The 14,221-nt window shown below is 51.6% G+C and carries 17 protein-coding genes; 11 read left to right on the top strand and 6 right to left on the bottom strand.

Features of this window, described 5'->3' with window-relative positions; genetic code table 11:
• The first annotated feature begins 97 nt into the window (after window positions 1-97).
• The 9 genes from ttrS (at window position 98) to ydhT (ending at window position 9,061) form a co-directional block, all read left to right on the top strand.
• Window positions 98-1,831, top strand: coding sequence for a tetrathionate respiration histidine kinase TtrS (gene ttrS, locus OGX95_RS17730; protein ID WP_286630427.1), 1,734 nt, complete (start codon window positions 98-100; stop codon window positions 1,829-1,831).
• Window positions 1,806-2,390 (top strand): tetrathionate respiration response regulator TtrR, encoded by a 585-nt coding sequence (gene ttrR, locus OGX95_RS17725; protein ID WP_286630403.1) that lies wholly within the window; start codon window positions 1,806-1,808, stop codon window positions 2,388-2,390. Before ttrS ends, ttrR begins: the two co-directional genes overlap by 26 nt.
• 92 nt (window positions 2,391-2,482) lie before the next feature.
• Entirely contained in the window at window positions 2,483-2,692 is a 210-nt protein-coding gene (gene fumD, locus OGX95_RS17720; protein WP_003029345.1) for a fumarate hydratase FumD, read from the top strand.
• A 499-nt stretch (window positions 2,693-3,191) separates the two neighbouring features.
• Window positions 3,192-3,818: a ferredoxin-like protein gene (locus OGX95_RS17715; RefSeq protein ID WP_005122832.1), complete on the top strand. Its 627-nt coding sequence runs from the start codon at window positions 3,192-3,194 to the stop codon at window positions 3,816-3,818.
• Between the two features lie 121 nt (window positions 3,819-3,939).
• Window positions 3,940-6,042, top strand: a complete 2,103-nt coding sequence (locus OGX95_RS17710) for an aldehyde ferredoxin oxidoreductase (RefSeq protein ID WP_286630426.1) — start codon at window positions 3,940-3,942, stop codon at window positions 6,040-6,042.
• Between the two features lie 10 nt (window positions 6,043-6,052).
• A complete protein-coding gene (locus tag OGX95_RS17705) occupies window positions 6,053-6,730 on the top strand; it encodes a YdhW family putative oxidoreductase system protein (RefSeq protein WP_286630402.1) in 678 nt (225 codons plus the stop codon).
• Window positions 6,731-6,794: 64 nt separating this feature from the next.
• Complete coding sequence (locus OGX95_RS17700; protein WP_286630401.1) at window positions 6,795-7,463, top strand: 4Fe-4S dicluster domain-containing protein; 669 nt, start codon at window positions 6,795-6,797, stop codon at window positions 7,461-7,463.
• Complete coding sequence (phsC, locus tag OGX95_RS17695) at window positions 7,460-8,245, top strand: thiosulfate reductase cytochrome B subunit (protein ID WP_286630400.1); 786 nt, start codon at window positions 7,460-7,462, stop codon at window positions 8,243-8,245. Before OGX95_RS17700 ends, phsC begins: the two co-directional genes overlap by 4 nt.
• A 3-nt stretch (window positions 8,246-8,248) precedes the next feature.
• Window positions 8,249-9,061, top strand: a complete 813-nt coding sequence (gene ydhT, locus OGX95_RS17690) for a protein YdhT (protein WP_286630399.1) — start codon at window positions 8,249-8,251, stop codon at window positions 9,059-9,061.
• Between the two features lie 9 nt (window positions 9,062-9,070).
• Here the strand turns inward: ydhT and OGX95_RS17685 are convergent, their stop codons facing one another.
• Genes OGX95_RS17685 through OGX95_RS17670 form a run of 4 tightly spaced genes read right to left on the bottom strand, consistent with a single transcriptional unit; the run spans window position 9,071 to window position 12,176 of the window.
• Window positions 9,071-9,748, bottom strand: a complete 678-nt coding sequence (locus OGX95_RS17685; protein ID WP_286630398.1) for an amino acid ABC transporter permease — start codon at window positions 9,746-9,748, stop codon at window positions 9,071-9,073.
• Entirely contained in the window at window positions 9,738-10,523 is a 786-nt protein-coding gene (locus tag OGX95_RS17680) for an amino acid ABC transporter permease (protein WP_286630397.1), read from the bottom strand. The genes OGX95_RS17685 and OGX95_RS17680 overlap by 11 nt, the downstream gene beginning before the upstream one ends.
• Window positions 10,523-11,341, bottom strand: a complete 819-nt coding sequence (locus OGX95_RS17675) for an amino acid ABC transporter ATP-binding protein (RefSeq protein WP_286630396.1) — start codon at window positions 11,339-11,341, stop codon at window positions 10,523-10,525. Before OGX95_RS17675 ends, OGX95_RS17680 begins: the two co-directional genes overlap by 1 nt.
• Window position 11,342: 1 nt before the next feature.
• The gene (locus tag OGX95_RS17670; RefSeq protein ID WP_286630395.1) at window positions 11,343-12,176 is read right to left on the bottom strand and encodes an ABC transporter substrate-binding protein; all 834 of its coding nucleotides are present in this window, start codon (window positions 12,174-12,176) and stop codon (window positions 11,343-11,345) included.
• A gap of 248 nt (window positions 12,177-12,424) precedes the next feature.
• On the opposite strand from OGX95_RS17670, the gene OGX95_RS17665 reads away from it, so the two are divergent.
• Together OGX95_RS17665 and OGX95_RS17660 are read left to right on the top strand one after the other, a co-directional pair.
• Window positions 12,425-12,604, top strand: coding sequence for a hypothetical protein (locus OGX95_RS17665; RefSeq protein ID WP_005122845.1), 180 nt, complete (start codon window positions 12,425-12,427; stop codon window positions 12,602-12,604).
• Window positions 12,605-12,721: 117 nt separating this feature from the next.
• The gene (locus OGX95_RS17660; RefSeq protein WP_286630394.1) at window positions 12,722-13,615 is read left to right on the top strand and encodes a LysR family transcriptional regulator; all 894 of its coding nucleotides are present in this window, start codon (window positions 12,722-12,724) and stop codon (window positions 13,613-13,615) included.
• Window positions 13,616-13,661: 46 nt separating this feature from the next.
• Here the strand turns inward: OGX95_RS17660 and OGX95_RS17655 are convergent, their stop codons facing one another.
• Window positions 13,662-13,802, bottom strand: coding sequence for a hypothetical protein (locus OGX95_RS17655; protein WP_003832695.1), 141 nt, complete (start codon window positions 13,800-13,802; stop codon window positions 13,662-13,664).
• A gap of 92 nt (window positions 13,803-13,894) precedes the next feature.
• Window positions 13,895-14,116: a hypothetical protein gene (locus tag OGX95_RS17650; RefSeq protein WP_286630393.1), complete on the bottom strand. Its 222-nt coding sequence runs from the start codon at window positions 14,114-14,116 to the stop codon at window positions 13,895-13,897.
• Window positions 14,117-14,221 lie beyond the last annotated feature (105 nt).

Below are 14,221 nucleotides of genomic sequence, written 5' to 3'. Positions count from 1 at the left end.
ACCCGGCTTGTTGTTGATCTAAAACAACATCATTGACAGGGATAATTCAGTGGGATGTAACGTCGTTCGATGTCTGACGGTATTGGCCTCCGTGTGGATGCTAAACACCGTGGCATGGGCAGGTTCGTGGAATGTGGGTGTTTTGGCGATGCGTGGAGAGGTCTCTACACGTACCCACTGGCAACCGCTGGAAACCCTGTTAAATCAGCAAATCCCGGGTGAACAGTTTCATATTCAACCGCTGGATCTTCAGCAGATGCAGGAGGCGGTTAACCGTGGAACAGTCCAGTTTGTGGTCACCAACCCTGCACAATTCGTGCAGCTAAACAGCCATGCCGCGCTGCGCTGGCTGGCATCATTACGCTCCACTCGTGGCGGAAAGGCAACCAGCAACGTGATTGGCAGTGCTGTCCTCGTCAGACGCGACAGTGGGATTGCGAATGCACACGATCTGATTGGTAAAACGGTAGGTGCCATTGATGCCCAGGCATTTGGCGGTTATTTGCTGGGATACAAAGCACTCAGCGATACTGGTTTGCGCCCTGAGCATGATTTACGTCTGACGTTTACCGGCTTTCCTGCCGATGCCTTGCTGTATTTATTACGCGAAAAAGCGGTTCAGGCGGTGATTGTGCCCGTGTGTCTGCTGGAAAAAATGGACGAAGAAGGACTAATCCGCAAAGCGGACTTTAGGGCCGTGATTACCTATCCAACGTCAATTCCTTGCGTAACCAGCACGCCGCTCTATCCTGACTGGTCGTTTGCTGCATTGCCCGCGGTCAGTGATGAACTGGCCGATCGCGTGACGCGGGTACTGTTTAACGCGCCACAAAACGCCGTCTTTCGTTGGGGCGCGCCGGCTTCGACCCGCGAAGTAGAAGCCTTGCTGCGCGATGTCCGCCAGCACCCACAGCAGCGCCAACTCTGGCTGGATGTTAAAAGCTGGTTTATTCAACATCGTCTGGCCATGGGGGCGGCGGGTATCGTCCTGTTGTTGCTGACGCTCAATTACATCTGGGTCATGCTGTTGGTCCGCCGACGCGGAAGACTGCTTGAGCGTAATAATGTGCTGTTGCGCAAACAGGAACAGGCGCTGGAAACCGCGCGTCAAATGAGTGTGCTGGGAGAGATGACATCCGGATTCGCTCATGAACTCAACCAGCCGCTTTCGGCTATCCGTCACTATGCACAGGGCTGCCTGATTCGTCTGCGTGGCCAGGATCAGCAGCATCCGTTGTTACCCGCCCTTGAACAGATTGACGTGCAGGCACAGCGGGGCGCCGATACGCTACGCAATTTACGTCAGTGGGTCAGTCAGGCTCAGGGAAATCCGGTGATGACCGATGACTGGGAGCCCATTAACGTTCATGATGCGATCCATCATGTCTGGCAGTTATTACGCATGGCACAGCAATTCCCGACGGTAGCGTTACAAACGCAGGTCGACAATTCGCTCACGGTGACACTGCCGACCGTTTTGCTGGAGCAGGTTCTGGCTAATCTGGTATTAAACGCGGCCCAGGCGGGGGCAAAAACGGTGTGGTTCTCAGCGTGCAGTGAGGAGCATGGTGTGCGCATTCTGGTGCAGGATAACGCCGGAGGGATCGACGATGCGCAGTTATATCAGGCATTCCAGCCCTTTATGACCACCCGCAAGGAAGGGATGGGACTCGGGCTGGCCATTTGTCAGCGACTGGTTCGCTATGCAAATGGCGATATTAGTATCAAAAATCACCCCGCGCCTGACGGTCTGGCCGGCGTAGTGGTGACATTACAATTTAAGCAAACACAGGAAGGAGGGCGTCGTGGCAATAATTCATCTGTTGGATGATGATGTAGCTGTAACTCAGGCCTGTGCATTTTTACTGGAAAGTATGGGGTATGAGGTGCGTTGCTGGGAGCAGGGTGGCGCGTTTTTGGCTCAGGCCGATCTGCACCAGGTCGGCGTATTGCTGCTGGATATGCGCATGCCGGTACTGGATGGACATGCCGTGCATGAAGCAATGCGTCAGCGCGAGAGCACCCTGGCGGTGGTATTCCTGACCGGGCATGGTGATGTGCCCATGGCGGTTGAACAAATGAAGCGCGGAGCCGTTGATTTCTTACAGAAGCCGGTTTCAGCCTCGCCGCTACAGGCTGCGCTGGAAAATGCTTTGCAGGCCTCGGTAGCGGCTTTTTCGCGACAGGAAATCGTTGCTTGCTATCAGCAACTTACACCGAAGGAACGAGAACTGGCGAATCTGGTTGCAAAGGGATTGATAAACCGGGAAATAGCCGATGCCATGAATATTGCCGTTCGCACGGTTGAAGTGCATCGGGCGCGGGTGATGGAAAAAATGCAGGCCGGAAGCCTTGCCGGGCTGGTAAATCGACTTCAGCAGATCCAGTGAAATTGTGACATTTGTTTGATTTTCATTGGATTTTGTCTAATTCACCAGAGTGATATATGCTGTGGGTTTGAGTTAATGACGAGCGGGTGAATATGGGAAATCAGACCAAAGACGACGAGCTGTACCGCGAGATGTGCAGAGTAGTCGGTAAAGTAGTGCTGGAAATGCGCGATCTGGGGCAAGAGCCTAAGCATATCGTCATTGCTGGTGTACTGAGAACAACCCTCGCCAATCAGCGTGTGAAGCGCAGTGAGTTAGAAAAACAGGCTATTGAGACGGTGATCAAAGCATTGGCCGGTTAATCCATAAAAGAGGTCGGTAGAAATATTCTGCCGTCCTCTTATTTTAATCTTCGTTATCTTCCAATAAATATAATTTAGTTTGGTCACTAAAATTACAAATTTCGTTATATATTTCATTATATATCGAGTGGTATATAACACGGTATTTGTGATTGTACTCCCAAATATTTATCGTGCATATGAAATATTATTTCAATCTCGCTTAATGATAATAAATATCACTCCACATTAATTATTTCCCTTCCGATTTTTAATTGATAACGATCAAGGTTACAGGGGGGGAATAACCACATTATTTATCCGCCTAACCCTAAAGGATTATACCCGTGTTTAGGGTATGGATTGATTCAGTTTAACCACCGTCATCTGTGCGATCAGGTTAGGGCAAAAATTCACGTGTTGTTGGCAACATTTATGGCCGATTTGACCTGATCTGCATTCATTAAAATTAGCCTGGATCTGTTGCTACTACAGCGTTTGCGAAGAGGATGCGAAATAAATGAACCAGGTTGATCGTCCATTTTTAGATTGTGGTTTAACGCGGCTTGAGTTTCTGCGTATATCAGGGAAGGGGCTGGCAGGATTAACTATTGCCCCCGCGCTGCTATCCCTTTTGGGGTGTAAGCAGGAAGATATCGATAGCGGCACCGTCGGACTTATCAATACGCCGAAAGGGGTGCTGGTGACTCAACGAGCCCGCTGTACTGGCTGCCACCGCTGTGAAATTTCCTGTACTAATTATAACGATGGCGCTGTTGGCACCTTCTTTTCCCGCATCAAAATTCATCGAAACTACTTCTTTGGCGATGATGGAGTCGGGTCCGGTGGCGGGTTGTACGGCGATTTAAACTACACCGCAGACACTTGCCGTCAGTGTAAAGATCCCCAGTGCATGAAAGTCTGCCCGATTGGCGCAATTACCTGGAAACAGGAAGACGGTTGCATTGCCGTAGATCATAAACGCTGTATTGGCTGCAGTGCCTGTACCACGGCCTGCCCATGGATGATGGCGACTGTTAATACCGTAACGAAGAAATCCTCAAAATGTGTTTTATGCGGGGAATGCGCTAATGCTTGTCCGACTGGGGCATTAAAAATTATTGAGTGGAAAGATATTACTGTTTGATGGATAGCAGGGCTGCCTGATACGCGTCATTTATTGCCAGAAAAATTGCAGTTTTTGAATAAAAGAACTGCCTGAAAGGTGGCGAGTATATCTATCGGACCTTCTTGCAAAGGAAAACATGATGGCTAATGGTTGGACAGGTAATATTTTACGGGTCAATCTCTCCACGGGTAATATCACCGTTGAAGATTCCAGTAAATTTAAGAAATTTGTCGGTGGGATGGGCTTTGGCTATAAAATTATGTACGACGAAGTCCAGCCAGGCACCAAACCTTTTGATGAAGGAAATAAACTGGTTTTCGCGACCGGGCCGCTAACCGGTTCGGGCGCCCCCTGCAGTTCTCGCGTCAATATCACCTCATTATCGACATTTACCAAAGGCAATTTAGTGGTCGATGCCCATATGGGCGGTTTCTTTGCCGCACAAATGAAATTCGCGGGTTACGACGCCATTATTATCGAAGGGAAATCACCTTCTCCGGTTTGGATTAACATCAAAGACGATAAGGTCAGCATCGAAAAAGCGGACTTCATATGGGGTAAGGGTACGCGCGCAACCACCGAAGAAATTTGCCGTATCACCAGTCCGGAAACGTGCGTTGCAGCTATTGGTCAGGCGGGTGAAAATCTCGTTCCGCTTTCCTGCATGATTAACAGCCGTAACCACAGCGGCGGGGCCGGCACTGGCGCAATCATGGGGTCTAAAAACCTGAAGGCCATCGCGGTAGAAGGGACCAAAGGGGTCAACATTGCCGATCGCAAAGAGATGAAGCGGCTTAATGACTACATGATGACCGAACTTATCGGCGCCAACAATAACCATGTTGTGCCGAGCACGCCGCAGGCCTGGGCTGAATACTCTTCACCTAATTCGCGCTGGACGGCTCGCAAAGGGCTGTTCTGGGGCGCTGCGGAAGGCGGGCCAATCGAAACGGGGGAAATTCCGCCGGGAAACCAGAATACTGTCGGTTTTCGTACCCATAAATCCGTCTTTGATCTCGGCCCGGCCGCTGAGAAGTACACCGTCAAAATGAGTGGCTGCCATTCATGTCCAATTCGCTGTATGTCGCAACTCAATGTTCCCCGTGTGAAAGACTTTGGTGTGCCGAGTACCGGCGGGAATACTTGCGTGGCGAACTTTGTACATACCACTATTTTTCCGAATGGGCCGAAAGATTTCGACGATAAAGACGATGGACGCGTCGTAGGGAACCTGGTTGGCCTGAACCTGTTCGATGATTATGGTATTTGGTGTAACTACGGTCAGTTACATCGTGACTTTACGTACTGCTACGCCAAAGGCGTCTTTAAGCGGGTGTTACCTGCAACAGAGTATGCAGAGATCCGTTGGGATCAACTGGAAGCAGGCGATCCGAACTTTATCAAGGATTTCTACTATCGACTGGCGCACCGCGTGGGTGAACTCAGCCACCTGGCAGATGGCTCCTATGCGATTGCAGAACGCTGGAACTTAGGCGAAGAGTACTGGGGTTACGCGAAGAATAAACTGTGGTCGCCGTTTGGTTTCCCTGTTCACCATGCGAACGAAGCCTCGGCGCAGGTGGGGGCGATCACCAACTGTATGTTCAACCGCGACTGTATGGCGCATACCCATATCAACTTTATCGGCTCCGGTTTACCGCTGGCGCTACAGCGCGAAGTGGCGGGCGAACTGTTTGGTTCACAGGATGCATACGATGAAACCAAAAACTACACCCCGATTAATGCCGCCAAAATCAAATATGCCAAATGGACACTGCTGAAAGTCTGTCTGCACAATGCGGTTACGCTGTGTAACTGGGTCTGGCCAATGACGGTCTCGCCACTGAAGAGTCGAAACTATCGCGGAGACCTCGATCTGGAAGCGAAATTCTTCCAGGCCGTAACGGGGGATGAAACGACTCAGGCTAGTCTGGATTTGGCGGCGGAGCGCATTTTTACCCTGCATCGTGCTTATACAGTCAAGTTGATGCAAACCATGGATATGCGTAATGAGCACGACCTGATCTGCTCCTGGGTGTTCGATAAAGATCCGAAGATCCCGGTCTTTACCGAAGGGACCGACAAGATGGACCGGGAAGATATGCGTCAGTCGCTTACCATGTTCTATCAGGAAATGGGCTGGGACCCGGCGTTGGGCTGCCCAACTCGCGACACCCTTCACCGACTCGGCCTTGAGGATGTGGCAGCCGACCTGGCTGCACACAATCTGTTGCCGGCGTAAGGAACGCAAGATGACTAACGTGAGCAACGCTCTGGTCGCCGATGAGGAAGCGTGCATGGCGCTTCCTGATGAGGTGGATAGCCAAAAGAGACAATGGCTACAGGCGTTACACCCGGCCATAGCGCCCAGCAACGCATCGCAGGTCGAAGAGCCCGTAACGGCGGAGTCGATAGTGGCGGATTTTATCCGCCAGCATTCTGCGTCAGGTCAACTGGTGGCACGCAGTGTGTTTCTGTTGCCACCTTATTCGGTTCCAGAAAGTGACCTGGCTACGCTGCTGGACGCGATATGTCAGCACGCATCCGACGCAGATATTACCTGTATCCAGGGCTCAGAGGATACCTACTTCTACTCGACGCAAACCATGACGGCAAACTACGCCGAGATGTGTGTGCAGGTGGTGGAAAATGATATCTGCCGTGCCATTGCAGAAGCGGTACGTTTTGACTGCCAAACGTATCCTCGCCCCTATAAGGTCGCCATGCTGGCGCAGCCGCCATACCACTTTGAACCTGAGCAGGTTACAGCGGCGCTCACGGCAATGGAAACGCATCCTGATTATGCAGACATACGTGCTGTGGAATCGTCGAATGCGGAACCTTATCTGTTTAGCGAGCGCTTTATGAGTTACGGCAAAGCGTATGGCCTGTGCGAATGGCTTGAGGTTGAGCAGTATCAGAACCCCTGAATTTTTCAGGTTGATGTCATGGAACGTGTGGACGATCACTGTCACAGCATTAGAGGATAACCCGATGTCCTTCACCCGACGAAAATTTGTCATTGGCATGGGGACGGTGATTTTTTTCACCGGCCCAGGCCAAAACCTGTTAGCGAGTACGAAGAGTACTAAAGACGTTCGTTATGTCATGATCCACGACGAATCATTGTGCAACGGATGTAATATTTGCGCCCGGGCATGCAGGAAAACGAATCATGTTCCTGTTCAGGGGAGTCGTTTATCGATAGCCCATATCCCGGTAACGGATAACGATAACGAAACGTTGTATCACTATTTTCGTCAGTCCTGTCAGCATTGTGACGATGCCCCCTGCATTGAGGTGTGTCCTACCGGTGCTTCCTGGCGAGATGAAAACGGGATTGTGCGAGTCGACACCTCTCGTTGTATCGGCTGCAGTTACTGCATTGGCGCATGTCCGTATCAGGTACGCTATCTCAACCCACACACCAAAGTGGCGGATAAATGCGACTTCTGCGCCGAATCACGCCTGGCGAAAGGTTTCCCGCCAATTTGCGTCAATTCTTGTCCAGAACATGCGTTGATTTTTGGCCGCGAGGACAGCCCGGAAATTCAGACCTGGTTACGGGAAAACAAGTACTACGAATATCAACTTGCAGGCGCCGGGAAGCCCCATCTGTATCGTCGGTTCGGTCAACATTTGATTAAAAAGGATAATGTATGAACGCGTCGCAGAATGCCGAACAGTTTCACGCACAGCTTGCTCAGTACGTCCCGATGTTTTCGCCGGATTACTGGCCTGTCTGGTTGGTTTTCGCCGGGTTAATGCTGGTGGGGATGTGGCTGGTGCTGGCACTCCACGCAATGTTGCGCTTTCGTTCAGCGAATAAAGCGTCTGCAGGACACGGAGAGAAGGTCTATTTATACTCGAAAGCTGTCCGTTTGTGGCACTGGTCGAATGCGCTGTTATTTCTGTTGCTGCTGACCAGCGGCCTGATAAACCATTTCACCGCGGTCAGTGCCCCAGTGATGAAAAGCCTGCTGACTGTGCATGAGGTCTGTGGCTTTTTGCTGCTTGCCTGCTGGATCGGTTTTGTCCTGATTAACCTGATTGGGGGGAACGGTCATCATTATATTATTCAGCGTCAGGGCTGGATCGGCCGGGCGCAGAGGCAGACGCGATTCTACCTGTTTGGTATTATGCAGGGCGAAGCGCATCCATTCCCGGCATCAACACGTTCGAAATTCAATCCGTTACAGCAGGCGGCGTATGTCGGCGTGATGTACGGTTTGCTGCCGCTACTGCTGATCTCTGGATTGCTATCCCTGTACCCACAGGCTGTGGGCGATCTGTTCCCTGGCGTACGTTACTGGTTGCTGCAGGCGCACTTTGCGCTGGCGATCGTGAGCTTGTTTTTCATTTTTGGACATCTTTATCTCTGCACGACAGGACGCACACCGGGCGAAACCTTTAAGTGCATGGTGGATGGCTATCACCGGCATTAAGAGATGATGATTACTCGTGGTGACTTACGGGCCTGGCGCGTCGGGCCTGTGATGTATCGCTGGTTTCTGCGTGCGTTTCCTGAGGGAGGCAGCTATGCGGAGGTGCACCGTGCACTCCAGCAGGAAGGATACAGTGACTGGGCGAATAGCCTCGTAGAATACGGCTGGTCAAGATGGCAGGATGAAGAGAATTTTGTCCAGCAGGATATCTGTGCGATGGGCAATGTTGCCTGCCCGCAGACGGCAGACGACAACGGTAAACAATTGGCGAGCGCGGCTGATGGCGACAGCTTAGGTAGCGCGGGGGCTAACATCAAAATCGCCAGCGCCGGGTACGCCGCACAGATTGCCAGTGCAGGCTACAGCGCACGTATTGGCTGCGTGGGTTATAACGCCCATGTTGCCAGCTCCGGTGAGCGTGGTCGTATTGCCATCGCGGGAAATTCCACACGTATCAGTAGTGTGGGGGGCGGTACACGAATGGCCAGCACGGGTATGCGGGTGCGCATCAGTTCGCTGGGTGACAGAAGTCGTATTGCCTGCAGCGGTGATTTAACCCAGATAGCCAGTTTTGGCGCAGAGTCGAAAATCGCCAATTGCGCAGACAACGTGCAGATCATCGCCAACGGAGAAAACACCGTTATTGCCAGTACTGGCGTGGTCGATTCGATAATCCTCGGCCCCGGCGGATGCGCGGCGCTCGCCTATCACGACGGTAAGAGAATGCGCTTTGCGGTGGCTATTGAGGGGGAAAATAACATCCGTGCAGGGGTGAAGTATCGGCTCAACGAAGACCATCAGTTTGTGGCATGTTGAGCCGTGGTGCTATTTCAAGGCGAACCGACGCTGAGTGATCTTCTCCAGGCTAAAGCACAGCAGGTAATAGACCAGCCCGGTAAAGACAAAAATGGCAGCCGGGTAAATTTGTACCCGGCTGTTAACCTGACCCGCAACCGTCGTGAGCTCAGGTACGTTGACGATAAACGCCAGCGACGTGTCCTTTAGTAGTCCGATAAAAATCCCCGTTAGCGAGGGGAGTACGTTGCGCAGAACCTGTGGCAACAGAATTAACCCGAGCGCCTGGAGTGGGCTAAATCCCTGAACGACGGCAGCATCAGACTGACCGCCAGGCAACGCAGTCATGCCTGCATACACGGAATGCATCACCGAGGCGGCGGTAAACCAGGCCAATGCCAGCGTGACGGTTATGGCTCCCGGTAAATCACTGCCTGTGAGCATGGGCAACAGATACCACATCCAGAAAATCACGAAGATTAACGGAATACCACGAATAAACTCTGCCCAGATAAACAGCCCCTTACGTATCCCTCCAGGAAAACGCCAGGCACAGCAGGCGAGCGCAATCCCGGCGGGAAGCGCCAGTACCGCTGCGCCAATCGCCATCAACAGCGTGAGCAGAACGCCCCCCGGTTGACCCTCTGCGACCCGCCCCCACAGGAGATAGTCCAGATTGTCGGTAATAACCGAAATATTAGCGATCATGCAGTAGGCTCCTGAAACGAAATATGCGTGTTTTACGCGCCAACGGTTTACCTGCTGCAGGTACAGGGCCAAGACGGGTTAACAACACCCCCAGCACAATACCGGTCAGCAGGTAGAGTGCCGTGCCGACGGCAAAGGCTTCCAACGCATGGGCGTTATAGCTTTCAATTTGCCGCACCTGGTACGTAAGTTCAGCAAAACCAATGCCGCTGGCCAATGAAGACAGCTTCATCAGATTAAGATATTGCCCCACGATCGGCTGCCAGGCATTTGCCAGCCCCTGAGGGAGCAGGATGTGACGGAACGTCGCCCATGACGAAAACCCCTGTGCTATGGCTGCCTCGCGTTGCCCGCCAGACACAGCCTGTAAACCGGAGGCTACCTCCTCGACCAGAAAGGCCGAGGTAAAAACACCCAGTCCCCATGCGGAGCAGAGAAACTCCGGTGTTAACCACCAGACATCCCCTGGCAGAATGGACCAGGAATGTTCCGCATTAATGAAGGTAATCACGTCGCGAGGAAGGAGATTCCACGCCGCGAAGTACCAGAACATCAGTTGAACGAGTAAAGGGGTATTGCGAAAAACAGAGACCCACACGCTGACCACGGTGGTCGCAAAGCGATATCCTGTCAGGCGCAGGCTGAGCAGAAAGATGGCAAACACCGTGGCGAGTACCACGCCGGCTAACGTGACCCAAAGCGTGGTCAGAAAACCGGAGATTATCCATTGCAGAGGTTGCCCGCTCAGCACCCCCTGCCAGTCCATTGCATGCATTATAACGATGACTCCTGGTGTAACGGGTCGAGCACTTTTTTCAGAAAACGTTGGGTCCTGGGGTGCTGAGGGCGAGTGAAAAACGCCTCAGGAGGCGCGACTTCGAGAATATCGCCGCCATCAATAAACACCACTCGATCGGCAATCTCCCGGGCGAAATGCATTTCATGGGTCACGACAATCATGGTGATACCGCTATGGGCCAGACTCTTCATGACCTGCAACACTTCGCCGATCATCTCTGGATCCAGCGCGGAGGTGGGTTCATCGAACAGGATGATTTGTGGTGAGGAGGCCAGTGCGCGGGCGATGGCAACACGTTGTTGCTGTCCGCCGGAAAGTTGGGCGGCATATGCATCGGCTTTCTCGGCCAATCCTACCTGTTCCAGCAGTTCAAGTGCCCGTTGCTCTGCATCGGCTTTTTTCCAACCGTGAACATATTCCAGCGCCAGCGTGATGTTCTGCTGTGCCGTCAGGTGGGTGTAGAGATTAAATTGCTGGAACACAAAGCCAATTCGACTGCGTAACTGACGCAATGCGGGACCGCGCAGCTGACCGATTGGTTTGTCATCAATAAAAATATCGCCGCCGCTCAGTGACTCCAGTTGGTTGATCAGGCGAATAAGCGTCGATTTTCCTGAGCCAGAGGGCCCGAGAATGGTGACGACTTCACCCGGTTCAACCAACAGGCTGACGCCGTTAAGCACGGTATGATTGTCATAGTGTTTTATGACATTACGCAGTTCAACACGCGCCTGGCGCAAATGCGTAAAATCCGCAGCCGAAGCTGCGGGACGATTAAAAAGGCCTGAGAGCATATTACTTCGCTTCTATTTTGAAGGCGCGGGGCTGTGGATTTTTGGTTTGCGGACCAAACCAGACATCATAAATTTTGGCTGCCTGCCCAGTAGACTCGAGCTTTAAGAGCTCATCGTTCACGGCCTTTAACAGCGCAGGTTCACCTTTTTTCACACCTACACCAATCTCTTCTTTGCTCAACAGGTCGGGCAAAATTTTGAAATCGGCTTTATCCGGCGCACCACCTAACAACCCTGCCAGAATGGTGCTGTCCTGGGTGATCGCCTGGACATTACCATTACGCAGTGCGGTTAATGCCAGCGGAATATCATCATAGGCCAGCACACGTGATTGTGGAAAACGCTGATGCAACGCCTGCTCACCTGTCGTCCCTTTCACTGCGCCGATACGGGCCTTGCTGTAGTCATCAAGGTTATCCGGAGATTTTGCCGGGACAAGAAATTGCTGTCCGGTAACAAAGTAAGGGGCGGAGAAATCGATAACCTGTGCACGCTCAGGCGTAATGGTGATATCCGCTACGATTAAATCGGCCTTACCGGACTGCAATAACGGTATACGGTTAGCCGGATTGGTGGCGACCAGTTCCAGTTTAACGCCAAGTGATTTAGCCAGCGCTTCCGCAAAATCAACGTCGTAGCCGACAATCTTATGCGTTTTTGCATCAATAGAGCCGAACGGTGGATTGGCGTCAAAGGTGGCGATTTTTACCACGCCTGCGGCTTTGATATCGGCCAGTTGATCGGCCTGAGCATATGACGCGGCAATGCCTGACGCCAGCAGGACACTGAGTGCCAGCCATGTTTTTTTTGTGCTGTGAATCGTCGTTGCCATCATTTTCTTTGAATCCCTGTTGTTTTGGTTTGTGCTTTTTACGCTCCCATAACTTGCGGTGGTGACCAAATAAGAAAAAATTCTTATCTATATACAAAATGATATTAGTGAAAGGGATGTTAATTACGGGTGAAAATAATGAAAAACTGAAATGCAAAATAGTGCACAACGTTGGCAAAAATTCGCATTTCATTTTTTACGCATTCTGCGTTGGAATAAGTTGTGTCCAACAGACAGAGGAGGCGGAGAAGATGAACGGGGTTAAATATCTTTGGTTGCGTATAAAGAATCGACATCCACAGACTCCACAACATAGTGCGGAACGAAATCTTCAGCGTGTTGTGGAGTCCGTTCTTCCTGTCGCCAGCCTGTATGGGGTGGATATCGCCAATATTGATCCGGAGTGGTTCCGTGATAAAACAACACGCTGAACTTCGCCTGACGCGCGAAATGTACTGGAATGAAGTGTGCAAAATAATCAGAAAAACTACTGAATCCCAATTCTGACCTGTAACATACATCAAAACAGGTCTGGATTGGGAACAAGCATGCTGCGTGATAATTTTAACGATCTCTATTATCTCATTGTCGTCGCCCGTGAACGCAGTTTTACCCGTGCCGCAGCGAAGCTAGGGGTCTCGCAGTCAGCATTAAGCCATGCAATTCGCGGGCTTGAGGAGCGACTGGATGTCAGACTGCTGACCCGTACCACGCGAAGCGTCGCGCCAACCGAAGCCGGAGAACGGCTTATCAACAGTATCAGTCCGCGTTTCGATGACATTGAAACGGAGCTACTGGCACTCACCGATATTCGCCAGCGTGTGGCGGGTAATATCCGTCTGACGCTCGGGGAACATGCGTTGCAATCGACCGTCTGGCCTGCACTACAGCCGTTTTTGCAGGCGTATCCTGATGTCAATGTGGAAATGACCATCGACAATAGCCTGACGGATATCGTGACGGGCCGCTATGATGCCGGTATCAGGCTCGGTGAGCAGGTGGCCAAAGATATGGTTGCTGTCAGGATCGGTCCCGACTGGCGCATGGTAGTGGTGGGGGCTCCCGCTTATTTTGCCCGCCATGGCAAACCGCAAACCCCACACGATCTACAGAATCATAACTGCATCAATATGCGCATGCCGACCCTGGGTGGGCTGTATGCCTGGGAGTTTACCAGGAATGGGCAGGATCTCCGCGTGCGGGTAGAAGGGCAGCTTATTTTTAACAATCTTCCACCGCGTATCAGTGCGGCAATTTCGGGCATGGGCCTGGCATTTGTACCGGAAGATACCGTCGAACAGGCAGTTGCAGAAGGAGCACTGGAAAAAGTGCTGGAAGACTGGTGTGAACCTTTTCCCGGTTATTACCTGTACTATCCCAGCCGCAGACAACATACTGCGGCCTTTGCACAGTTGATTGAGGCGTTGCGTTATACGGCGTGAAGCGCAGGTTGGCTATAAAAAAACCGGCATTGCGCCGGTTCATAAATTAGATTTTGCAGGCATCGCCGCAGTCGTTATCAGCAATAATTTCCTGCGCTTTTTTGTCTGCATCTTCCAGACGTTCAGCATTACGCTCTTGCGCTTCTTCCAGCCCATCAAAGACCAGATTATCGAGATCAATTTCCATCATTCACCTGCTCAGGTTCAGCGTTTAACATCATTCCATTATATTGCAAAAATGTTGCTGAACAGCAGCGATTATTGCTACTAAGCACGTTCTTATACCAGGTCAGCGTATTTTTCCGGCAGCAGACGGTGTTGCTCAACAGCGTGCTCGGTTTCTCGTACTGAGGATCCCTGCGTCTGTTTAAACGACAGCATCATGGTTTCCGCTGCCCAGGGGACGGTTGAACGATCTGACAGGAAATTATGATGTGTCTTGGGTGATTGTTGCGTTTGCCCTGGTAAGTGGCGGCGGGTCGGCACTGTACGTTCTGTCAATATCTCCCTCGTGTAATCCACTCATTGTGTTAATTTAATGTTAACGAAATGGGCCATATCCTTGTTCATTCAGGAACGTGATGTGCGATTTGTTTTAACAAATAT

This window comes from Citrobacter sp. Cu233, assembly GCF_030332225.1.
Taxonomy (GTDB): Bacteria; Pseudomonadota; Gammaproteobacteria; order Enterobacterales; family Enterobacteriaceae; genus Citrobacter.
This window is presented reverse-complemented; position numbering and strand designations above follow the sequence as displayed.